Below are 15,772 nucleotides of genomic sequence, written 5' to 3'. Positions count from 1 at the left end.
CTTTCCTTCCATTACGGGGGATGCAACCACTTACAGGGCAAGATCCTTTGCACTGACTTCGCAGGCAGTCCGCACCTGCTGCACGGTGGCGGGAGCGTCGAACCGGAACAGCCCCGCGAGGCCACGCTCGAGGCGCGAGGCGCGGATGGCCGCCTTCGTCGCCAGGAACGCACTGGTGGCCAGCACCAGCGGCGGCTCACCCACCTCCTTGGAGGAGAGCACGCCGTCGGTCGGGCTGATGGGAACACCGGCGAGGTCGCGCGGGAACAGGTGCACGTTCATCTCCAGCGGGATGCTGGTGACGGCGGGCGGCTTGTAGCGCCAGGTGTTCAGGGTGTTGAGGCGACCAACATCCTCGCCGTCCTGCTCGAACTCCAGCTTCTCCGACAGCACGTAGCCGAGCCCCTGAACGAAGGCGCCCTCCACCTGGCCGATGTCGATGGCTGGGTTGAGGCTCCACCCCATGTCGTAGACGATGTCGGAGCTGATGACCTTCACCTCGCCGGTGAGCACATCCACCTCCGTCACCGAGCAGGCGGCGGAGTAGGTGAAGCCAACGAAGCTGTCGAAGCCCCCTCCGCTGAAGTTCGGGTCGCTCGTGTAGCCCGGAATGACGGGCTGCTGCTCATGCGTCTTGAAGGTCAGCGCTGGCATGGGCGTGGTGCCACCCGGGATGGGCGCGGTGAAGCTCGCCACCAGGCCGATCCGCTTCGAGTAGGCCAGCTGCACCAGCTTCTGCCAGATCAACGACTTCTGCCCATTGATAGTCACCTCGGTGTTCCAGCCCGTCTCACTGAAGTTCCAGAAGTCGATGCCGTTGGCGGTGCACCAGTCGCCGCCGTTCTCGTCCCGCATGCTGTAGGCGAACTCCGCCAGGCGGCCGCGGAGCTGTTCGCAGACGCGCTTGACCGCCTCGCCGTTGTAGGCCGTTCCGGTCGAGCCGCCGGTGCTGGACGGGTTGGGGGTGACGCTGGTCCTCGGCCCCTCCACATGGATCATCTCCATGGGCACGTTCAGGATGTAGGCGGCAATCTGCCGCACCAGGGTCAGCAGGCCCTGCCCCATCTCCACGCCGCCCTGGTGGATGACGATGGAGCCATCGGCCTGGAAGATGGAGACCACGGCCGTCGCCTGCTCCAGCTGCGCCAGGTTGTAGCCCGAGCCGTACTTGACGGGCAGCATGGCCAGCCCGCGCTTGCGCCAGCGATTCGCGGCGTTGAACGCCTCGACCTCCTGCCGCTTCTGCTCGTACTTGCAGACCTGCTTCAGGTAGTCCCAGACCTGACGGATGTAGCAGTACGACAGAGCCTGGCCGAACGGCGTGACGTCGCCACGCACGTAGAGGTTCTTCTCGCGGACCTCCTCGGCCGTCATCCCGACGCTGAAGGCCGCGTCGTCGAGCGCGCTCTCCGTGATGACCTTGGCCTGGACATCGCCGAAGGACCGGAAGGCGGTGCTGGGAGCCGTGTTGGTGCGGCAGACGTCGATCTGGTTCTCGAAGTTCGGGATGCGGTAGGCGTTGTCCGCGCGCGTCTGGATGCAGTTGGAGACGATGAAGGAGCAGTCGTAGAAGGCGCCGCCGTCGCCCCACATCCGGTTCAGGAAGCCGCGAATGAGGCCGCGGTCGGCTGGGTTCAACTCACCCCGGTCGATGGCGACCTGGTACTGACCGTAATAGGCGTGGCGCTTGCCAATCATCGCCGTGTCCTGCTCGCGCGTGAGCGTCAGGCGAACTGGCCTCTTCATCGCGTGAGCGGCGACCGCGGCGGCACCCACGACGAAGCGGGCCTGTTCCGTCTTGCCGCCGAAGCCACCTCCCACGGGCGGAACCTGCACGTCGATGCGGTTGTGCTGGACGCCCAGCGCCGAGGCCACCGTCTGGTGCATTTCCATCGGGCTCTGCGTGGAGGGCCGCATGATCAACCGCCGACCGTCAGCGGGCTCGGCCACGGCGGCCTGAGGCTCCATGTAGAAGTGGACCTGACCGCCGGTGGCCTGCGTGCCCTCCACCACCTGGCAGGGCACTCCGTCCAACACCGCCTTCCGGTTGACGATGGACTTGTCCAGGGGATCCTTCCCCACGTTGGCCCAGTCGAAGCGGCTGCCCGGCCGAGTGATCTTCCAGATGTGCGAGATGAAGGGAGCTGCGCTCGGCCAGTCGGGGAAGATGCTGTTGAGGCGGATGGCCTCGTCCAGGCCCAGCACGGGCTTGCTCCACCAGGCCGGCGAGCACTCAGACACCTCGACGGGCCCGTAGGCCACGCACTGGCTGGTGACGTAGTCGGCGAGCCGGAACGCCTCCTGCTCAGTGTCGGCGCTCACCAGGGCAAGCGACTGTCCGACGTACTCCACCTGCTTCACCGCGAACAGCGGCTGGTCGGACCCCATGCCCTGCAGGTTGATGCCACCGTCCTTGATGTTCTCGGAGGTGATGAGGTCGACGAAGGAGGCGGAGTATTCGCTCAGATGTTCGCGCAACGCCCCCGCACTCACCGCCCCATTCTGGCCAGGAATCACGAAGTTCCAGGAGGCCAGCGCACGGCGGCTCTGCACGAAGGCCGCATTGACGGTGAGCGGCGGCACCGGCAGCTCGTGGGCGTAGTGAATCTGCCCCGAGGCCTGCTCCATCGCCATGTACTTGATGTAGGGCTGCGAGACAGGCTTCTTGAAGGACTGGCTCTTGTAGGACTGCTTGCCGTCACTGACGGGCCAGCGGCCCCAGGTGATCTCCCCGCTGGAGCGGACCGGCTCCGGAACGGGAGCGTGCCGCTCGACGAGCGCGTTCACCACGGCCTTGTAGAGGAACGAGATTGCAAGCTGCACCCGGTACTCGTTGGTGAAGCCCTCCGTCGGCAACCCCTTCATGCGCTCGGCCCAGCGCTGGAGCTCGGCACGAACCTCCTTCTCCAGCACGCTCGCGAGCTCCGGCATGTCGGTCAGCGCCAGCCGCTTGCCCAGCAGCTTCTCCTCCGTCTGCCGAGCCCGCCACGGGAAGGGAGCGATGCCGCCGAACACCAGGACGGCCGTCTCGACGGTGAAGTCATCGGACAACCCGAACCGGCTGGTGGCATTGACGATGCTGTGCGCATTCACCTCGCGCAGCGCCACCTTCTGCGGCAGCACCACCTCCCCAGACGAGCCATAGGGCAGGTGGTAGGCAACCAGCACCAGGGCGTCGATCAGCTCCGGCTCTTCCTGGACGAGGGCGACCAGCTTCTCGACCGTGCTGCGGCGGAGCGAGGAGTCCTTCGTGCTCCGCGTGTCGAGATACTCGACCTCCGCTTCGATGGCGGCCAGGGCCGAGAAGATGTCCGACGGGAACGGCTCGGACTTTCCGGTGATGTGCTTCAGCACGAGCATCGAGTTGCCGCCCAGCGAGGCCGCGTTGCGCACGATGCGTCCGGCGGTGCGCCGCGCCATGAAGTGCGCGGCCCCGAGCCGGGTCGTCGCCTTGTATTGGAGCTCGTTGTCGGGGCCCGCCGAGAGCTCGCCCCGCTCGCGCATCACCGACTCCAGGACGGTGAGCAGCTCGGAATAGGTGATGCCGGCACCAATGCGGAGCCCCTCCTCCGTCACGACCGGAGCCGCGTTGAGCTCCGGGATGAGCCGGATGTCGAGCAGCACCTGGGCCGCGAGGTACTCCTCCGGGTAGATACCGTAGGAGGTGTTGGCGTAGACAAGCCGCAGCCTGGAGCCACGATGCTCGCGCATCAGCTGGGCGAGCTCGGCGAGGGTGGCCGGCGTGCGCCAGATGCGCTGCCCGTCATCCACTGAAACGCCCTGAGCCGGAGTCTGGGCCTCGGGCGGGAAGGGAATGACAACAGAGCTTGCCGGCTTCTGGGACAGGGCCTCGTCGTCCGGCAGGCACTTCATCCGGTTCTTCTCATCCTCCGCCGTCCAGTTGGAGGCGAAGGTCTTCATGCCCGTCAGGATGGACCGATAGCCCGTGCAGCGGCAGAGGTTGCCATCCAGCGCATCCTCAATCTCCCGCTTGGTGGCCCTCGGGTTGTTGGCGATGAACTCCGACATGTTCATCACGAACCCCACGGTGCAATAGCCGCACTGGGTGCCATTGTTCATGGCCAGGCGGTGAGCCACCGGGTTCATGCCCTCGTGCGACAGCTCAGAGGGGTGGTCCGCCATCTCGTCCCTGAGCCGGACGGAAGGGGACGCGGCAGTTGCGACCGCCGCGCCTGCCTTCTTCAGCACCGCCATCCGCTTCGCCTCCGCCTGATGCTGCGCCTCGAGCACCGCGGGAGGCGGCGTCTGCGGTGGGGCCGCCGAGCGGCCGAAGGTCAGGGAGTGGGTGAGGTGCTCGGGGTTCGGACGCCGCGCGGCACCCGTCCCCTCGACTGTCGTGACCACGAGCCCGCCCAAAGAGCAGACCGGGCGCAGACAGGAGTTGATGGCGCGGTGCTCGGCCTGACCCTCGTCCTCGTTCCAGTGAGAGAGAATGACCGTGCAGCCACCACATCCGCCTTGTCCGCAGGGCTTCTTCGGCCCTGCGAGCCCCACCTCGGGCGAGCGCAGAAAGTCGATCAGCAGCAGGTCGGGCGACGGGTCCTCAATGGTAACGGCCTGACCGTTGAGGAAGAAGGAAACCGGGTTGCTCATAGCGCTGACTTCCCCTGATGGGCGTAATCAGCGCAAATGTACACAGACAGACATAGAGTGAATACATTTCACTCAGGATTTATCGCATCACCCGGGTGCCGAAAGAGTGTCAACGAGATGACACAACACGCTCGAGCACATCCCTGACGCGTCTGGCCAACACGGTGTAGTCAAACTTTTGCCGTGCCACGCTTATCAGTGATTCACCCGCGCGCAATCGCTCGGGCCTGGCGAGCAATCCCTCCACACGCTCGGCCAGACGGGATGGGTAGGACGCATCCACCACGCCCGCATAGGGCACGCGCATCTCCTCCGGCAGTACCAGTGAGGCCTCGCCCACGTCGGTGGCGAGGATGAAGCGCCCGTTGGCCATGTAGAGGGGCAGCTTCCCCGTGGTGCGCACCTGGCCCACGACGTCGTTGCTCTGCGTCGACAACACCACGTCGAGCGCGCCGAGATACTCAGGCACGGACGCGTAGGGCACGCGGTCGATGAAGAGCACCTGCTCCTCAATGCCATAACGCCGGCACCGCTCACGCAGATGGGGCACACCACTGCCATCACCGATGAGCACGCCCTTCACGGGCCGACCCTTCAGCAGGCGCATCAGCTCAATCAGCTCCCAGCCTACGGCCACCTGAAGCCGCTCACTCCAGATGGAGGAGCCGAGAATGCCAATCGTCAGCACGTCCTCCAAACCCAGCTTCCGGCGCAGCTCCGCCGCGGGACGGGGCAGGAATGCGTCAACGTGCACACCATCCTGGATGACGGTGCTGGCGAGGCCCTGCTCAGAGAGCAATCGCTGGTGGAAGGTGCCCCGCACCACGATGGCATCCGCGGTACGCAAGCCGAACTGCTCGAGGCCCTCGGTGAGCAGCTCCCCCACCCGGCCTCGGCCTCCCACCGAGCGCGCGAGGGCCGCGATGGCATCCCCGGTGTCCACGACGCGAGGGCAGCGCCCGAGCACCCTCCCGAGCACTCCATAAAGAGCCGCGGCGGCGATACCCGAATATCCCAGGTCGAGCACGTACACTGCGTCGGGCCGCAAGGCGCTCAGCCCAGACGCCAGCTCGGAGATGGCCCGCAGCTTTCGGGGCTGGCGGTGGAGCAGCACGCAGTCGAAGTCCGCTTCCAAGGCCCGCGCGAAGGACTCGGCGCGAGTGCTCATGGGGCTGCCCTGCGTGCCATTCACCACGAAGGCCACTCGCCTCCTGCGTGGGCTCATGCGCGCCCTTCCGAGAGCCCCACGGGCGGCGGCGGCGTGACAGGAGCCTGAGGCACGAGGGCTTGGGACACCACCAGCCGGCGCTGCGGGACAGGTGCGGGACGCCGCGTCCCGACGATGATGCCCATCCACAGCAGCAGGAAGGCGGTGCCAGGAATCGAGGAGAGCGTGCCCGTACCCATGACGGCAGTGGCCCAGACCGTCAGGACGGTGGCCCACATCATCCGCTCGGCAATCAGCGAACCACCGCGGCGGCGCGGCGGCAACCGGGTAAAGAGCCAGCCGAGGAAGAGCACCCAGAACACCAGGCCGATAAGACCCTGCTCCATGGCGATGCGGGCGAACTCATTCTCCAGGCCGTACTGAGGCCGGGCCAGATGAGACAGGAAGAAGGGAATGCTCGTTCCCGCGGCGCTGCCCAGCCCGTTGCCCAGCGGATGATTCGAGATGACGTCGAACAGGTTGGTGTTCACGCTCAACGCCACCCGGTCCGAGACATAGCTGGTGTCCTCCAACGTGGCGAAGCGCTGGAAGCGCGGGTTGGCGGCAACGATCAACCCCACCACCCCCGCCAGTCCCACCACGCCCGCCAGCAGCCTGAACGACAACCCAGCGACGAGCAGCAGCAGCCCGAGGATGAGCACGAGCTGCGCCACCGGGCTACGCGCCGCACAGATGAAGACTCCCAGCACGCTGGCCGCCAGCACCATCCCGGTAAACACCCGGCTCCGGCCCGAGGACAACCGCTGCCAGCGGCGCACCAGCAGCGGCAACGACAGCAGCATGGTGCCCCCGTACGCGTGCGAGGTGTTGAAGATGGCCGGGATGCGCAGGGCGCGCTCCTCGCCCACGTCGTTGGACAGGTAGAGGACGGTGGTGACGGCGTTGCGCGGGAAGAAGGGCTCTACGCCAATGGCAAGCTGCGCCACGGCGAAGAGGAACGCCACGGCATTGAGCCACAGCACCCACGTCCCCAGCGAATCCAACTCCTCCTCGGTCATCCGCGCGCCGATGGCCATCAACGGCAGCAGCAGGATGGCCACGCGCAGGCCCACCAACTGGATGAAGAAGTGCTGCGAGTCGAAGAAGGGCGACAGCAGCATGGTGCACAGCGGCCACACCATCAGCACCTTGACCCAGAGCCGCAGCACCTGGCCGTCATGGCCGAAGCGCATCTTCCGCCTCCGGTTGGTGAGGACAGCCAGGTAGAGGCCGGCCACGGCGGCGTCGAACATGAAGTGCGAGAAGCCGTCCGCGAAGCGTGCCCGAAGGATGCCGTAGAAGTAGCCCACCAGCAGCAGCGCGCCCAGCCCGTGGCCCAGGCTGCGCCGCGTGGCCAGCAGCGTCCCGATGAGGGAGAAGAGCGTCAGGAGGAGGCCGATCATCCCCTCCCCCTTCTCGCGTCCATGACCTCCCGGTAGACGGCGAGCACCCGCTCACCCATGCGCGCCTGGGTGAACTCGGCCAAGACGCGCGCTCGGCCCGCCTCGCCCCAGGCCCGCCGCTGCTCCGGGTGCCCCAGCATTCGCCGCATGGCCGCGGCCAGCGCCGCCTCGTCCCCTGGCGGCACGGTGAGACCGCTCTCTTCGTGGCGACTGACGAAGGGCACTCCCGAGTCCAACGCGGTATTGATGACGGGCAGCCCGCACGCCAGCGCCTCGAGCTGCACCAGCGCGAAGGCCTCGGCGCGGGTGACGGAGGACAGCACGTAGGCGTCGCACGCGAAGTAGAGCGCGAGCAGCTCCTCGTCTCCCAGGTTCCCGAGGAAATGGACGCGCCCGGCCACGCCGCATGCCCGGGCCAGTGCCTCCAGCTCCGCGCGCAGCGGCCCCTCACCCACCAGCAGCAGGTGCGCACCCTCCACCTCGCGCAGCGCGCGGATGGCGTGGTCGAAGCCCTTGTAATAAACGAGCCGCCCTACCCCCATCAGCAGCGGAGCCCCGCCATACCGGGCCCGCACGGCCGCGGCCGCCGCCTCGCGCGCGGGCGTGCGGACGAAGCGAGACACGTCGATGCCGAAGGGCACCACGTGGCACCTGTCCCGGTGCGGTCGCAACGCCTCGGACGTCTCCACATAGTTGGGCGAGCCCACCAGGATGGCGTCCGCACGTGCCAATGCCCGCTGCATGAAGGGGCCATACACCTTCAGCAGCCGTTTCTGGCGCACCACATCGCTGTGGTAGGTGATGACGAGCCCGTGCCGCCGCGGCCGTACGCTCCCCAGGTATGCCATCACCGCCATGGGGTGCGGGAAGTGCATGTGCAGCAGGTCGTACCGGCGCCGCGACAGCTCCAGCGACAGCGTGGGGTTGAGCGAAGTGGAGGCCACCTTCACCAGCTCGGCGCAGCGGGTGACGGGTACGCCGTTCACCACCTCGCGCACGGTGCGCAGGGCCGTGTTGGAGACGAGCACCTCCAGCTCCACGCGGCCCTTGAGCTCCTCGCACAGCCCCGACAGGTGCGTCTCCATGCCGCCCCGGTAGGGAGCGTAGTACTTGCCCAGTTGGAGGACCTTCATACCGTGGTGTCCTCAGGTGGCGGTGCGCTGCTCGTCGCGCTCGCCGCCGTAGGCGCGGTAGTTGTAACCGTACTCGGCACCGTACCTGCCACCCTTGAGGTCCACGTGGTTGAGCAGGGCGCCGATGACTCGGGCCTTCACGTCACGCAGCGAGCGGATGGCCCGCTTCGCCTGCTCTCGCTGGGTGACCCCGGCCTTGAGCACCAGCAGGATGCCATCGGTCTGCTTGGACAGGACGAGCGCGTCCGAGACGGGCCCCAGCGGCGGGCTGTCCAGCAGGATGCAGTCGAAGCGCTCGCGCAGCTTGCCGAGCAGCTCGGAGAAGGCACGCGTGTGGAGCAGCTCGGCGGGGTTGGGCGGCAGCGGTCCGCAGGGCAGCACGAAGAGGTTGGGCACGTCCGTGGACTTGATGGCGCGCTCCAGCGAGCCCTCGCCCACCACCAGCGAGCTGACGCCCACGTCGTCGGGGACGCCGAAGGCCTTGTGCAGGCGCGGCCGGCGCATGTCCGTGTCCATCAACAGCACCCGGGTGCCCGTCTGCGCCATCACCATGCCCAGGTTGATGACAACGGTGGACTTGCCCTCGGCGGGCCCGGCCGAGCTCACCACCACCGTGCGGAAGGGCTTGTCCGGCGACATGAAGAGCAGGTTGGTACGGATGGCCCGGCACATCTCCGCCGCCGGCGAGCGCGGGTGACGGTGGATGAACAGGTCCGCCGGGCCCCCATCCTCGGGCTTGAGCGGCGGCATGGCGCCGATGAAGGCCAGTCCCAGCTTCTCCTCCACGTCCGCGCGGCTGGCCACGCTCGCGTCGAGCACCTCCAACCCCAGCACCACCGCCACGCCCCCCAGCAGCCCCAGCAGGAAGAAGAGAATCACCGCGCTGCGAGTGTTGGGGCGCACCGGCACAGGGTTGGGCAGCGCCGCGTCCAGCACGCGTACGTTGCTGGTGCGCAGCTGGCCCGACAGCTCCAGCTCCTTGAAGCGCTTGAGGACCATCTCGTACAGCCGCTGGTCGTTCTCCGCCTCGCGCCGGAGCTTGTGGTAGGCAATCTCCTTCTCCGTCAGCTCGAAGGCCTCGGCCTTGGCCTGCCCCACCCGCTCGAGCAGCGTGCGTTCGTTGGCCTTGACGGCCGCCAGGTCCGTCTCCGCGCCCTTCACCAGGTTCTCCAGGCTGCGCCGCAGCTCCTGCTGGAGCACGGCCAACTTCCCCTGGCACTCCTGCATCTTGGGGTGCTCCGCCAGGTAGCGCTCGGACAGCTCCACACAGGCGGTGCGCTGCTCCAGCACCTTGTTGCGCAGGTCTCGCAGGGCGCCCTCGCTGGCCTCCGAGAGACCCTCGGCCCAGTGTTCCGTGTCGGGCCCCGCGCTCTTGCGAAGCTGGCGCATGGCGTCTACCCGCGCCTGCACCGCCGCCATCTTCGTGCGCACGGCGATGAGCTCGGCCATGTACGTGTCGTAGGCCACCTTCGCCGAGCTCGGCTTCTGCTCCCCGTCCTTGCCATTGACGGACAGGGAGAGCACGTCCGCGCTGCGCTTGAACTTGTAGAGGTCCAGCTCGCTGGTGCTGGCGCGCGAGCCCAGCTCTCCCATCCGCTCCTCGAGCCAGACGCTGGCACCCTCGGTCGTCTTCAGCTTGAGGGCCAGGTTCTCCGCGATGTAGGCCTCGGCTACCTCGTTGGCCAGCAGCGCCGCACGCTTGGGGTCTACGTCCTCCACGGCGACGCGCACCACGCGCGAGTTCGCCGAGGGAATGACGGTGATGCGCGAGCGAACCAGGGACACCGCGTCCACGGAGGCCATGGCCTTCTTGCGTGCCTCCTCGTCCTGGATGCCCGCCACCCCGAGGAAGGCCGCGTCGGTGCGCAGCCCCAGCCGGTCCACCACCCTCGCGGCCACCGCGCGAGAGGTGATGACCTCGCTCTGCGTCTGGTAGTACTCCTTATTCGCCCAGTAGTTGCCGCGCTCGTCGCCCATCACCTCCTTGACGTCGGTGTCGAGCACCCGGGGCGCGGCGACGTCGATGATGAGCGAGGTGCTGGCCGCGTAGATCTTCGGCTGGCGCAGGGTGTGGAACAGGCCCAGCAGCACCATCACGGCCGTCACGCCGACGATGAGCCACTTGCGCCTCCAGAGCGCGCGGACGTACTGCATCACGTCCAGCGACGGCTCCGGGGCCTCTGGGGCTTCGTTCGAAGTCTCTTCCACAATGGGTCAGACTGCCCCGGAGGGACGGGGGGGTCAATCTTCCCGGACTTGCTCGCAAGCCCTCCGGCCACGCACCGTTCACCCGTACGAGCACCCGCGCCCGCCGTGTGGTAGTCACGCGGGCGTGAGCCAGTCCCTCTCGTACGTCATTCCCTTCACCCCCACGTCCGCCCCGGACGCCTCCCGCTTCGCCCATGTCCTCGCCGCCCGCGGCGCCGAGGTCATCCTCGCCGGAGACGGGCCCCTGGATGCGCCCTCCAGGCCCAACGTGCATGTCCTCTCCGGCCTGTCCGGAAAGGGAGCGGCCATCCGGGCGGCGCTCGACCGGGTGACGGGTGACATCACCGTCCTCCAGGACGCGGACGCGGCCTACTCCCTGGAGGCCTGCGAGGCGCTGTGCCGCCCCATCCGGGAGGACGCGGCGGACGCCGTTTTTGGCAGCCGGCGGGTGCCGAAGGTGAATGCGGAGCAGCTGGCGGACCGGGCCATGGGCCACGTCACCCGCTTCGTCACGGACGTGTCGCTGGAGGATCCGCTCTGCGGCCAGCGCGCCTTCCGCACCGAGGCGCTCAAGTCGGTGTCGCTCACCAGCGATGATGACTCGGTGGACGCGGAGATCGTCGTGAAGCTGGCGGCGCAGCTCTACCGGATGGCAGAAGTGCCGGTGACGATGGACGCGACGCCGCGCCGGCCGCTGGCCTCGCAGCTCGCACGGCTGCGCACGCTGGTCCGCTACGCCACGGTGCGGGACGACGCGGACAACCAGCACGAGGGCTACACCACGCTGGAGCGCATGGACGGCGCCAACAACTACAACGCGTGGCTGGGCCAGCGCTTCAGCGAGCACCTGGGCCGGCGCGTGCTGGAGATTGGCGCGGGCATCGGCACCATCACCGAGAAGCTGGAGCCGGGCCTGGAGCTGCTCGTCGCGCTCGAGGTGGACCGCTTCTACGTGGACCGGTTGAAGAACAAGTTCCGGGGCAAGCCGCACGTGCGGCCGTACCTGTCGGACGTGGCGCTGGCGGACTGGGAGTCGCTGAAGGCCGAGCGGCTGGACACCATCGTGCTGTCCAACGTGCTGGAGCACATCCCGGACGACGCCTCGGCGGTGCGCCGCTTCCGGCAGATTCTGCCCGCGGGCGGCAAGGTGGTGGTGCTGGTGCCGGCGCTGCCGCAGCTCTTCGGCGCCATCGACGAGGCGGTGGGACACCACCGGCGCTACACGCAGGAGGGCCTGCGCCAGGTGCTGGAGGGCAACGGCTTCGAGGTGGAGCTGCTGGAGTGGATGAACCTGGTGGGGATTCCGGGCTGGTTCATGAACAGCCGGGTGATGCGCCGCCGCTCGGTGCCGAAGCTGCAGCTCAAGGTGTATGACCGGATTGCTCCGCTCTTGGCGAAGGCCGAGAGTCAGGTGAAGCTGCCGGTGGGAATGAGCCTCTTCGCGGTGGCGCGTGCCACTGGGGGTGCCGGGTGAAGAAGATCGAAGCCATCATCAAGCCATTCAAGCTGGATGACGTGAAGGACGCGCTCCACGAGGTGGGCGTGCACGGACTCACGGCGGTGGAGGTGAAGGGCTTCGGCCGGCAGAAGGGCCACACGGAGCTCTACAAGGGCGCCGAGTACGTGGTGGACTTCCTGCCCAAGGTGAAGGTGGAGGTGGTGGTGGACGACGACATGGTGACGCGCGTGGTGGACGCCATCGTCCGCGCGGCGCGCTCGGGCTCCGAGGGAAAGATTGGAGACGGGAAGATCTTCGTCCTGCCGGTGGACGAGGCCGTGCGCATCCGCACGGGGGAACGGGGCAGCGACGCGCTGTGAGTGCCCTGCCCGGCTCGCGCGCGGCGTATGCGGTGCTGGTGGCGCTGTACGTGCTGTTGTTCCCGTACCACCCGGGCCTGCGCTCGCCCAATGAGCTATGCCGGCTCTGGCAGACGCGAGCCCTGGTGGAGTACGGGACGCTGGACATCAACCAGGCGCTGAAGGACTTCGGTTACGTCGGCGACCTGTCGGTGAAGGACGGGAAGTACTACCCGTCCAAGGCGCCCCTGCTGTCCTTCGCCGCGGTGCCGGTATACGCGGTGCTGCGCGGGTGGAGCGGCGGCTTCCTGTACGCGGTGCGCGAGGTGCCGCTCGTCTTCTTCAGCCGGCTCTTCCTCACGGTGCTGCCCACGCTGGTGATGCTCTGGCTGGTGCGCCGCTTCCTGGGCGCGTACCTGTCTCCAGCGGTGGCGGACGCGGTGACGGTGACGTACGGGCTGGGCTCGCTGGCATTCAGCTACTCGCTGCTCTTCATGAGCCACCAGACGACGGCGGTGCTGCTGTTCGGCGGCTTCTATGCGCTGTGGCGGCTGGCGCGCGGGGAGTGGCGCGAGCGGGGCTACCTGGTGGTGGGGGCCTGCGCGGGCGCCACAGTGGCCGCGGAGTACACCGGTGCGCTGGGCGTACTCGGGTTGATGCTGTACGCGGTGCTGACCGTGCTGTGGCGCGAGGAGCCGCTACGCGCGCGGCTGGTGCGCCTGGGCCGAGGTGCTGGACTGGCCACGCTGGGGGCCCTGCCCTTCGTGGTGGGGCTGATGCTGTATCACCAGGCGGCTTTCGGACACCCGCTGGAGAGCGGGTACAAGCACCTCAACGACGCGGCCTATCAGCCGTGGCACCTGGGGGGTTTCCTGGGCATCCGCTATCCGGACCCGCGCGCCTTCGCCCTGTCCTTCTTCTCGCCGCTGCGGGGGCTGTTCACCCTGTCGCCCTTCCTGCTGCTCGCGCTGCCCGGCGTGGTGGTGCTGCGACGCGAGGCCCGCGCCAGCGTGGAGATGCGGGCGCACCTGTGGCTCGTGGTGGCGCTGCTCGCCGGATACACGTACTTCACGTCCTCCTTCTCGTACGACTCGTGGGGCTGGACGACGGGCCCGCGCCACCTCACCGGACTGGTGCCCTTCCTGCTGCTGCCCGCGGGCCTCGTGCTGGAGCGGCTGCGGAGCGCGGGGCGATGGGAGCTTGCTGGCGCGGCCGCGGCGCTGTGCACCGCATCCATCGTGTTCACGGGCGTGGCCACCTTCGTCAACTACGTGCCCGATGACGTGTCCAACGTGGTCCTCGGACTGGCCGTGCCGCTGCTGAAGGCGGGCTATCAGCCTCCGAATGCGCTCAACATCCTCGGCGTGCCCAACCCGGGAGCTGGACTGTTGCTGCTAGCCCTGCTGCTCGGCCTGGCCGTCTGGGTGTTCATGCGGCTGGGATTGAGCGGAACGGGCCGGCCCGGCGCCACGCCCCTGCTCGCGGGACTGGCGACGCTCGCGCTGCTGTGCGGCGTGCAGGTTGCGACGGTGAAACACCACGACGCGGACCTGGGCGCGGTGCGCTTCCTCGCGAAGGTCTGGCTTGTGCCTCCCGGGCGCACCCTCGGCTTCTGAGCGGTAGACGTCTACCACTCGAGAGCGTCACTTCCCGGAGGCAGCCGAGGGCGTCGTCTGGGGGCAGCCCGGGGCAGGAGCGTCGCAGAGCTGGTAGAGCGTGAGCTCCCGTCCCTCCTTGCCTCGCAGCTTCTCCACGACGATGGCGTGCTCGCGGTACGGGTCGAGCACCGAATAGGGCAGCTTCAACCTGTTCCCGTTGAAGCGGCTCCACTCCACCTCGTCCATGTCGAGCAGCCCGAAGAAGAAGATGCGCCGCTGCCCGGCACGCGCCTCGTCGAGGAGCTTGTGGAGGCGCTCGGTGAACACCTCCTCGCGAAGCCCCGCGGCAATCATCTCGTTGACGATGCTCCAGCACTCGAAGGTGGGCGTGACGACATGGGCCAACAGGGAGCTCGGCGCGTCCCAGCCCGAGCAGATGGCGACGTCCGAGGGCTGGAGACGCTTGGATAGCTCGGTGGCCACGCGCAGGTCCTCGTTCATCGTGACCCGGCGCCACACGCCTCCCGCCACGAGGCTCATGAGCAGCAGCAGCGCGAGCGGGGTCAGGGGGAGCCAGTGGCGCCAGAGCCTCTCGGGCTCCCCTGAGGGACGGGCCGGCTGCTCCTGCTCGCCACCCTCGAAGAGGATGCATAGGAAGAGGGTCGTGCCCAGCACGCCACCAATCCACAGCTTCTCGTAGGTCGCGGACCAGAGGCTCGCGAGCACGTAGATGCAGGCCGTCCACAGCAGCGCCCCCGTCAGGTCCGCGACCTTGTCCGAGCGCAGGAGCGCTGGCGCGGCCCGCCGCAGGCTCAGTCCCACCAGGAGGACGAGCAGCGCGAAAAAGCCGACGAGGGCCAGGTTGTAGGCCAGCACGCCGGGCGGGGACTCGCGAAGCCGCGCGGCCCCGAGCCAGTCCCGTAGCGGCGCGAAGGCATTGGCGAAGCCGAAGAAGGCCCCCACGAGGTGGCGAGGGTCGAAGTGCCCGAAGAGGCCGCTGCCAGTGGGAATCTCGGCGAAGGACTGCGCGTGGCCGGTCAGGTTGCGCGGGGCCGCGACCAGGAGCCGCCCCAGGAAGAAGATGGTCCCGAGACAACCCACCGCGGCCACGCCCAGCTCCGTCACGGCTACAACCCCACGTCCCCATTCGCGGCGCCGCAGGTAGCGCAGGCCCACCGTGGCGCCCATCAGCACACAGATGCCGAGCGCCGACAGGTAGAAGGCCGCCCCCAGCCCGACGAGCGCTCCGCCCAGCCACCTCGCCCCACGGGACTCTGGCGCGCGCCGCACCACGGCGGCTCCGAGCACCATCCAGGGTACGGACGCCATGGGCTCCGTCATGTCCGTGGCATGCAGCAGGTACGCATGCGACAGCCCGGTGATGGCCACGCCGAGCCAGGCACCGCGCCGCGACACGTCACTCCAGCGCAGCAGCAGGAAGAGCGCCGCCAGCCCCGCCGCCCCGAAGAGGGCATTGAGTCCCTGGAAGTACGCGAGCGCCGCGGGCCTATCCGTCAGGTGCTCGAGCAGCGAGGAGAAGCCCGTGACCGTCGCGAGCCGCCAGGCGAGCCACCCCACATACGGGGTAAGGAAGTGGTTGTTGCCTCCGGGCCTCGGCAGCTCCGGCGCGGACATTTCTTCCAGCCAGCGGAAGCCGTCCCCGATGTACTCACGCGAGAGCAGGCTCAGGTAGAGCAGGGCTGCGCCCGCGAACACCCAGAGGAGGTCGCGCCGCAGCGAAGCCGATGAGGGGGGAGTCTTCATTCGCGCACGGTCCGGCGCGCATCCAACCACGACGCCCGCCATGAGTGT

At 68.1% G+C, this 15,772-nt stretch carries 9 protein-coding genes; 3 read left to right on the top strand and 6 right to left on the bottom strand.

Annotation, left to right across the window (positions count from 1 at the left end):
• Window positions 1–30: 30 nt before the first annotated feature.
• From OV287_RS08215 to OV287_RS08195, 5 genes are all read right to left on the bottom strand, one after another.
• Window positions 31–4,614, bottom strand: a complete 4,584-nt coding sequence (locus tag OV287_RS08215; RefSeq protein ID WP_267533433.1) for a molybdopterin cofactor-binding domain-containing protein — start codon at window positions 4,612–4,614, stop codon at window positions 31–33.
• Window positions 4,615–4,723: 109 nt separating this feature from the next.
• Window positions 4,724–5,839 carry a glycosyltransferase gene (locus tag OV287_RS08210; RefSeq protein WP_267533432.1) on the bottom strand — a complete coding sequence of 372 codons (1,116 nt, stop codon included), beginning with the start codon at window positions 5,837–5,839 and terminating at the stop codon, window positions 4,724–4,726.
• Window positions 5,836–7,224, bottom strand: a complete 1,389-nt coding sequence (locus OV287_RS08205; RefSeq protein ID WP_267533431.1) for an O-antigen ligase family protein — start codon at window positions 7,222–7,224, stop codon at window positions 5,836–5,838. Before OV287_RS08205 ends, OV287_RS08210 begins: the two co-directional genes overlap by 4 nt.
• On the bottom strand, window positions 7,221–8,357 hold the full coding sequence (locus OV287_RS08200; RefSeq protein WP_267533430.1) for a glycosyltransferase: 1,137 nt from the start codon (window positions 8,355–8,357) through the stop codon (window positions 7,221–7,223). The genes OV287_RS08205 and OV287_RS08200 overlap by 4 nt, the downstream gene beginning before the upstream one ends.
• Before the next feature lie 12 nt (window positions 8,358–8,369).
• A complete protein-coding gene (locus tag OV287_RS08195) occupies window positions 8,370–10,511 on the bottom strand; it encodes a GumC family protein (protein WP_267542316.1) in 2,142 nt (713 codons plus the stop codon).
• 178 nt (window positions 10,512–10,689) lie between these two features.
• Between OV287_RS08195 and OV287_RS08190 the strand changes: the two genes are divergently transcribed.
• The 3 genes from OV287_RS08190 to OV287_RS08180 are packed head-to-tail and all read left to right on the top strand — an operon-like array spanning window position 10,690 to window position 13,978.
• Entirely contained in the window at window positions 10,690–12,039 is a 1,350-nt protein-coding gene (locus OV287_RS08190) for a bifunctional glycosyltransferase/class I SAM-dependent methyltransferase (RefSeq protein ID WP_267533429.1), read from the top strand.
• Window positions 12,036–12,383, top strand: coding sequence for a P-II family nitrogen regulator (locus tag OV287_RS08185; RefSeq protein ID WP_267533428.1), 348 nt, complete (start codon window positions 12,036–12,038; stop codon window positions 12,381–12,383). Before OV287_RS08190 ends, OV287_RS08185 begins: the two co-directional genes overlap by 4 nt.
• Complete coding sequence (locus OV287_RS08180) at window positions 12,380–13,978, top strand: hypothetical protein (protein WP_267533427.1); 1,599 nt, start codon at window positions 12,380–12,382, stop codon at window positions 13,976–13,978. Before OV287_RS08185 ends, OV287_RS08180 begins: the two co-directional genes overlap by 4 nt.
• Window positions 13,979–14,005: 27 nt before the next feature.
• Here the strand turns inward: OV287_RS08180 and OV287_RS08175 are convergent, their stop codons facing one another.
• Window positions 14,006–15,724 carry a glycosyltransferase family protein gene (locus OV287_RS08175; protein ID WP_267533426.1) on the bottom strand — a complete coding sequence of 573 codons (1,719 nt, stop codon included), beginning with the start codon at window positions 15,722–15,724 and terminating at the stop codon, window positions 14,006–14,008.
• Window positions 15,725–15,772 lie beyond the last annotated feature (48 nt).

It is taken from the genome of Archangium lansingense (assembly GCF_026626635.1).
Taxonomy (GTDB): domain Bacteria; phylum Myxococcota; class Myxococcia; order Myxococcales; family Myxococcaceae; genus Archangium; species Archangium lansingense.
This window is presented reverse-complemented; position numbering and strand designations above follow the sequence as displayed.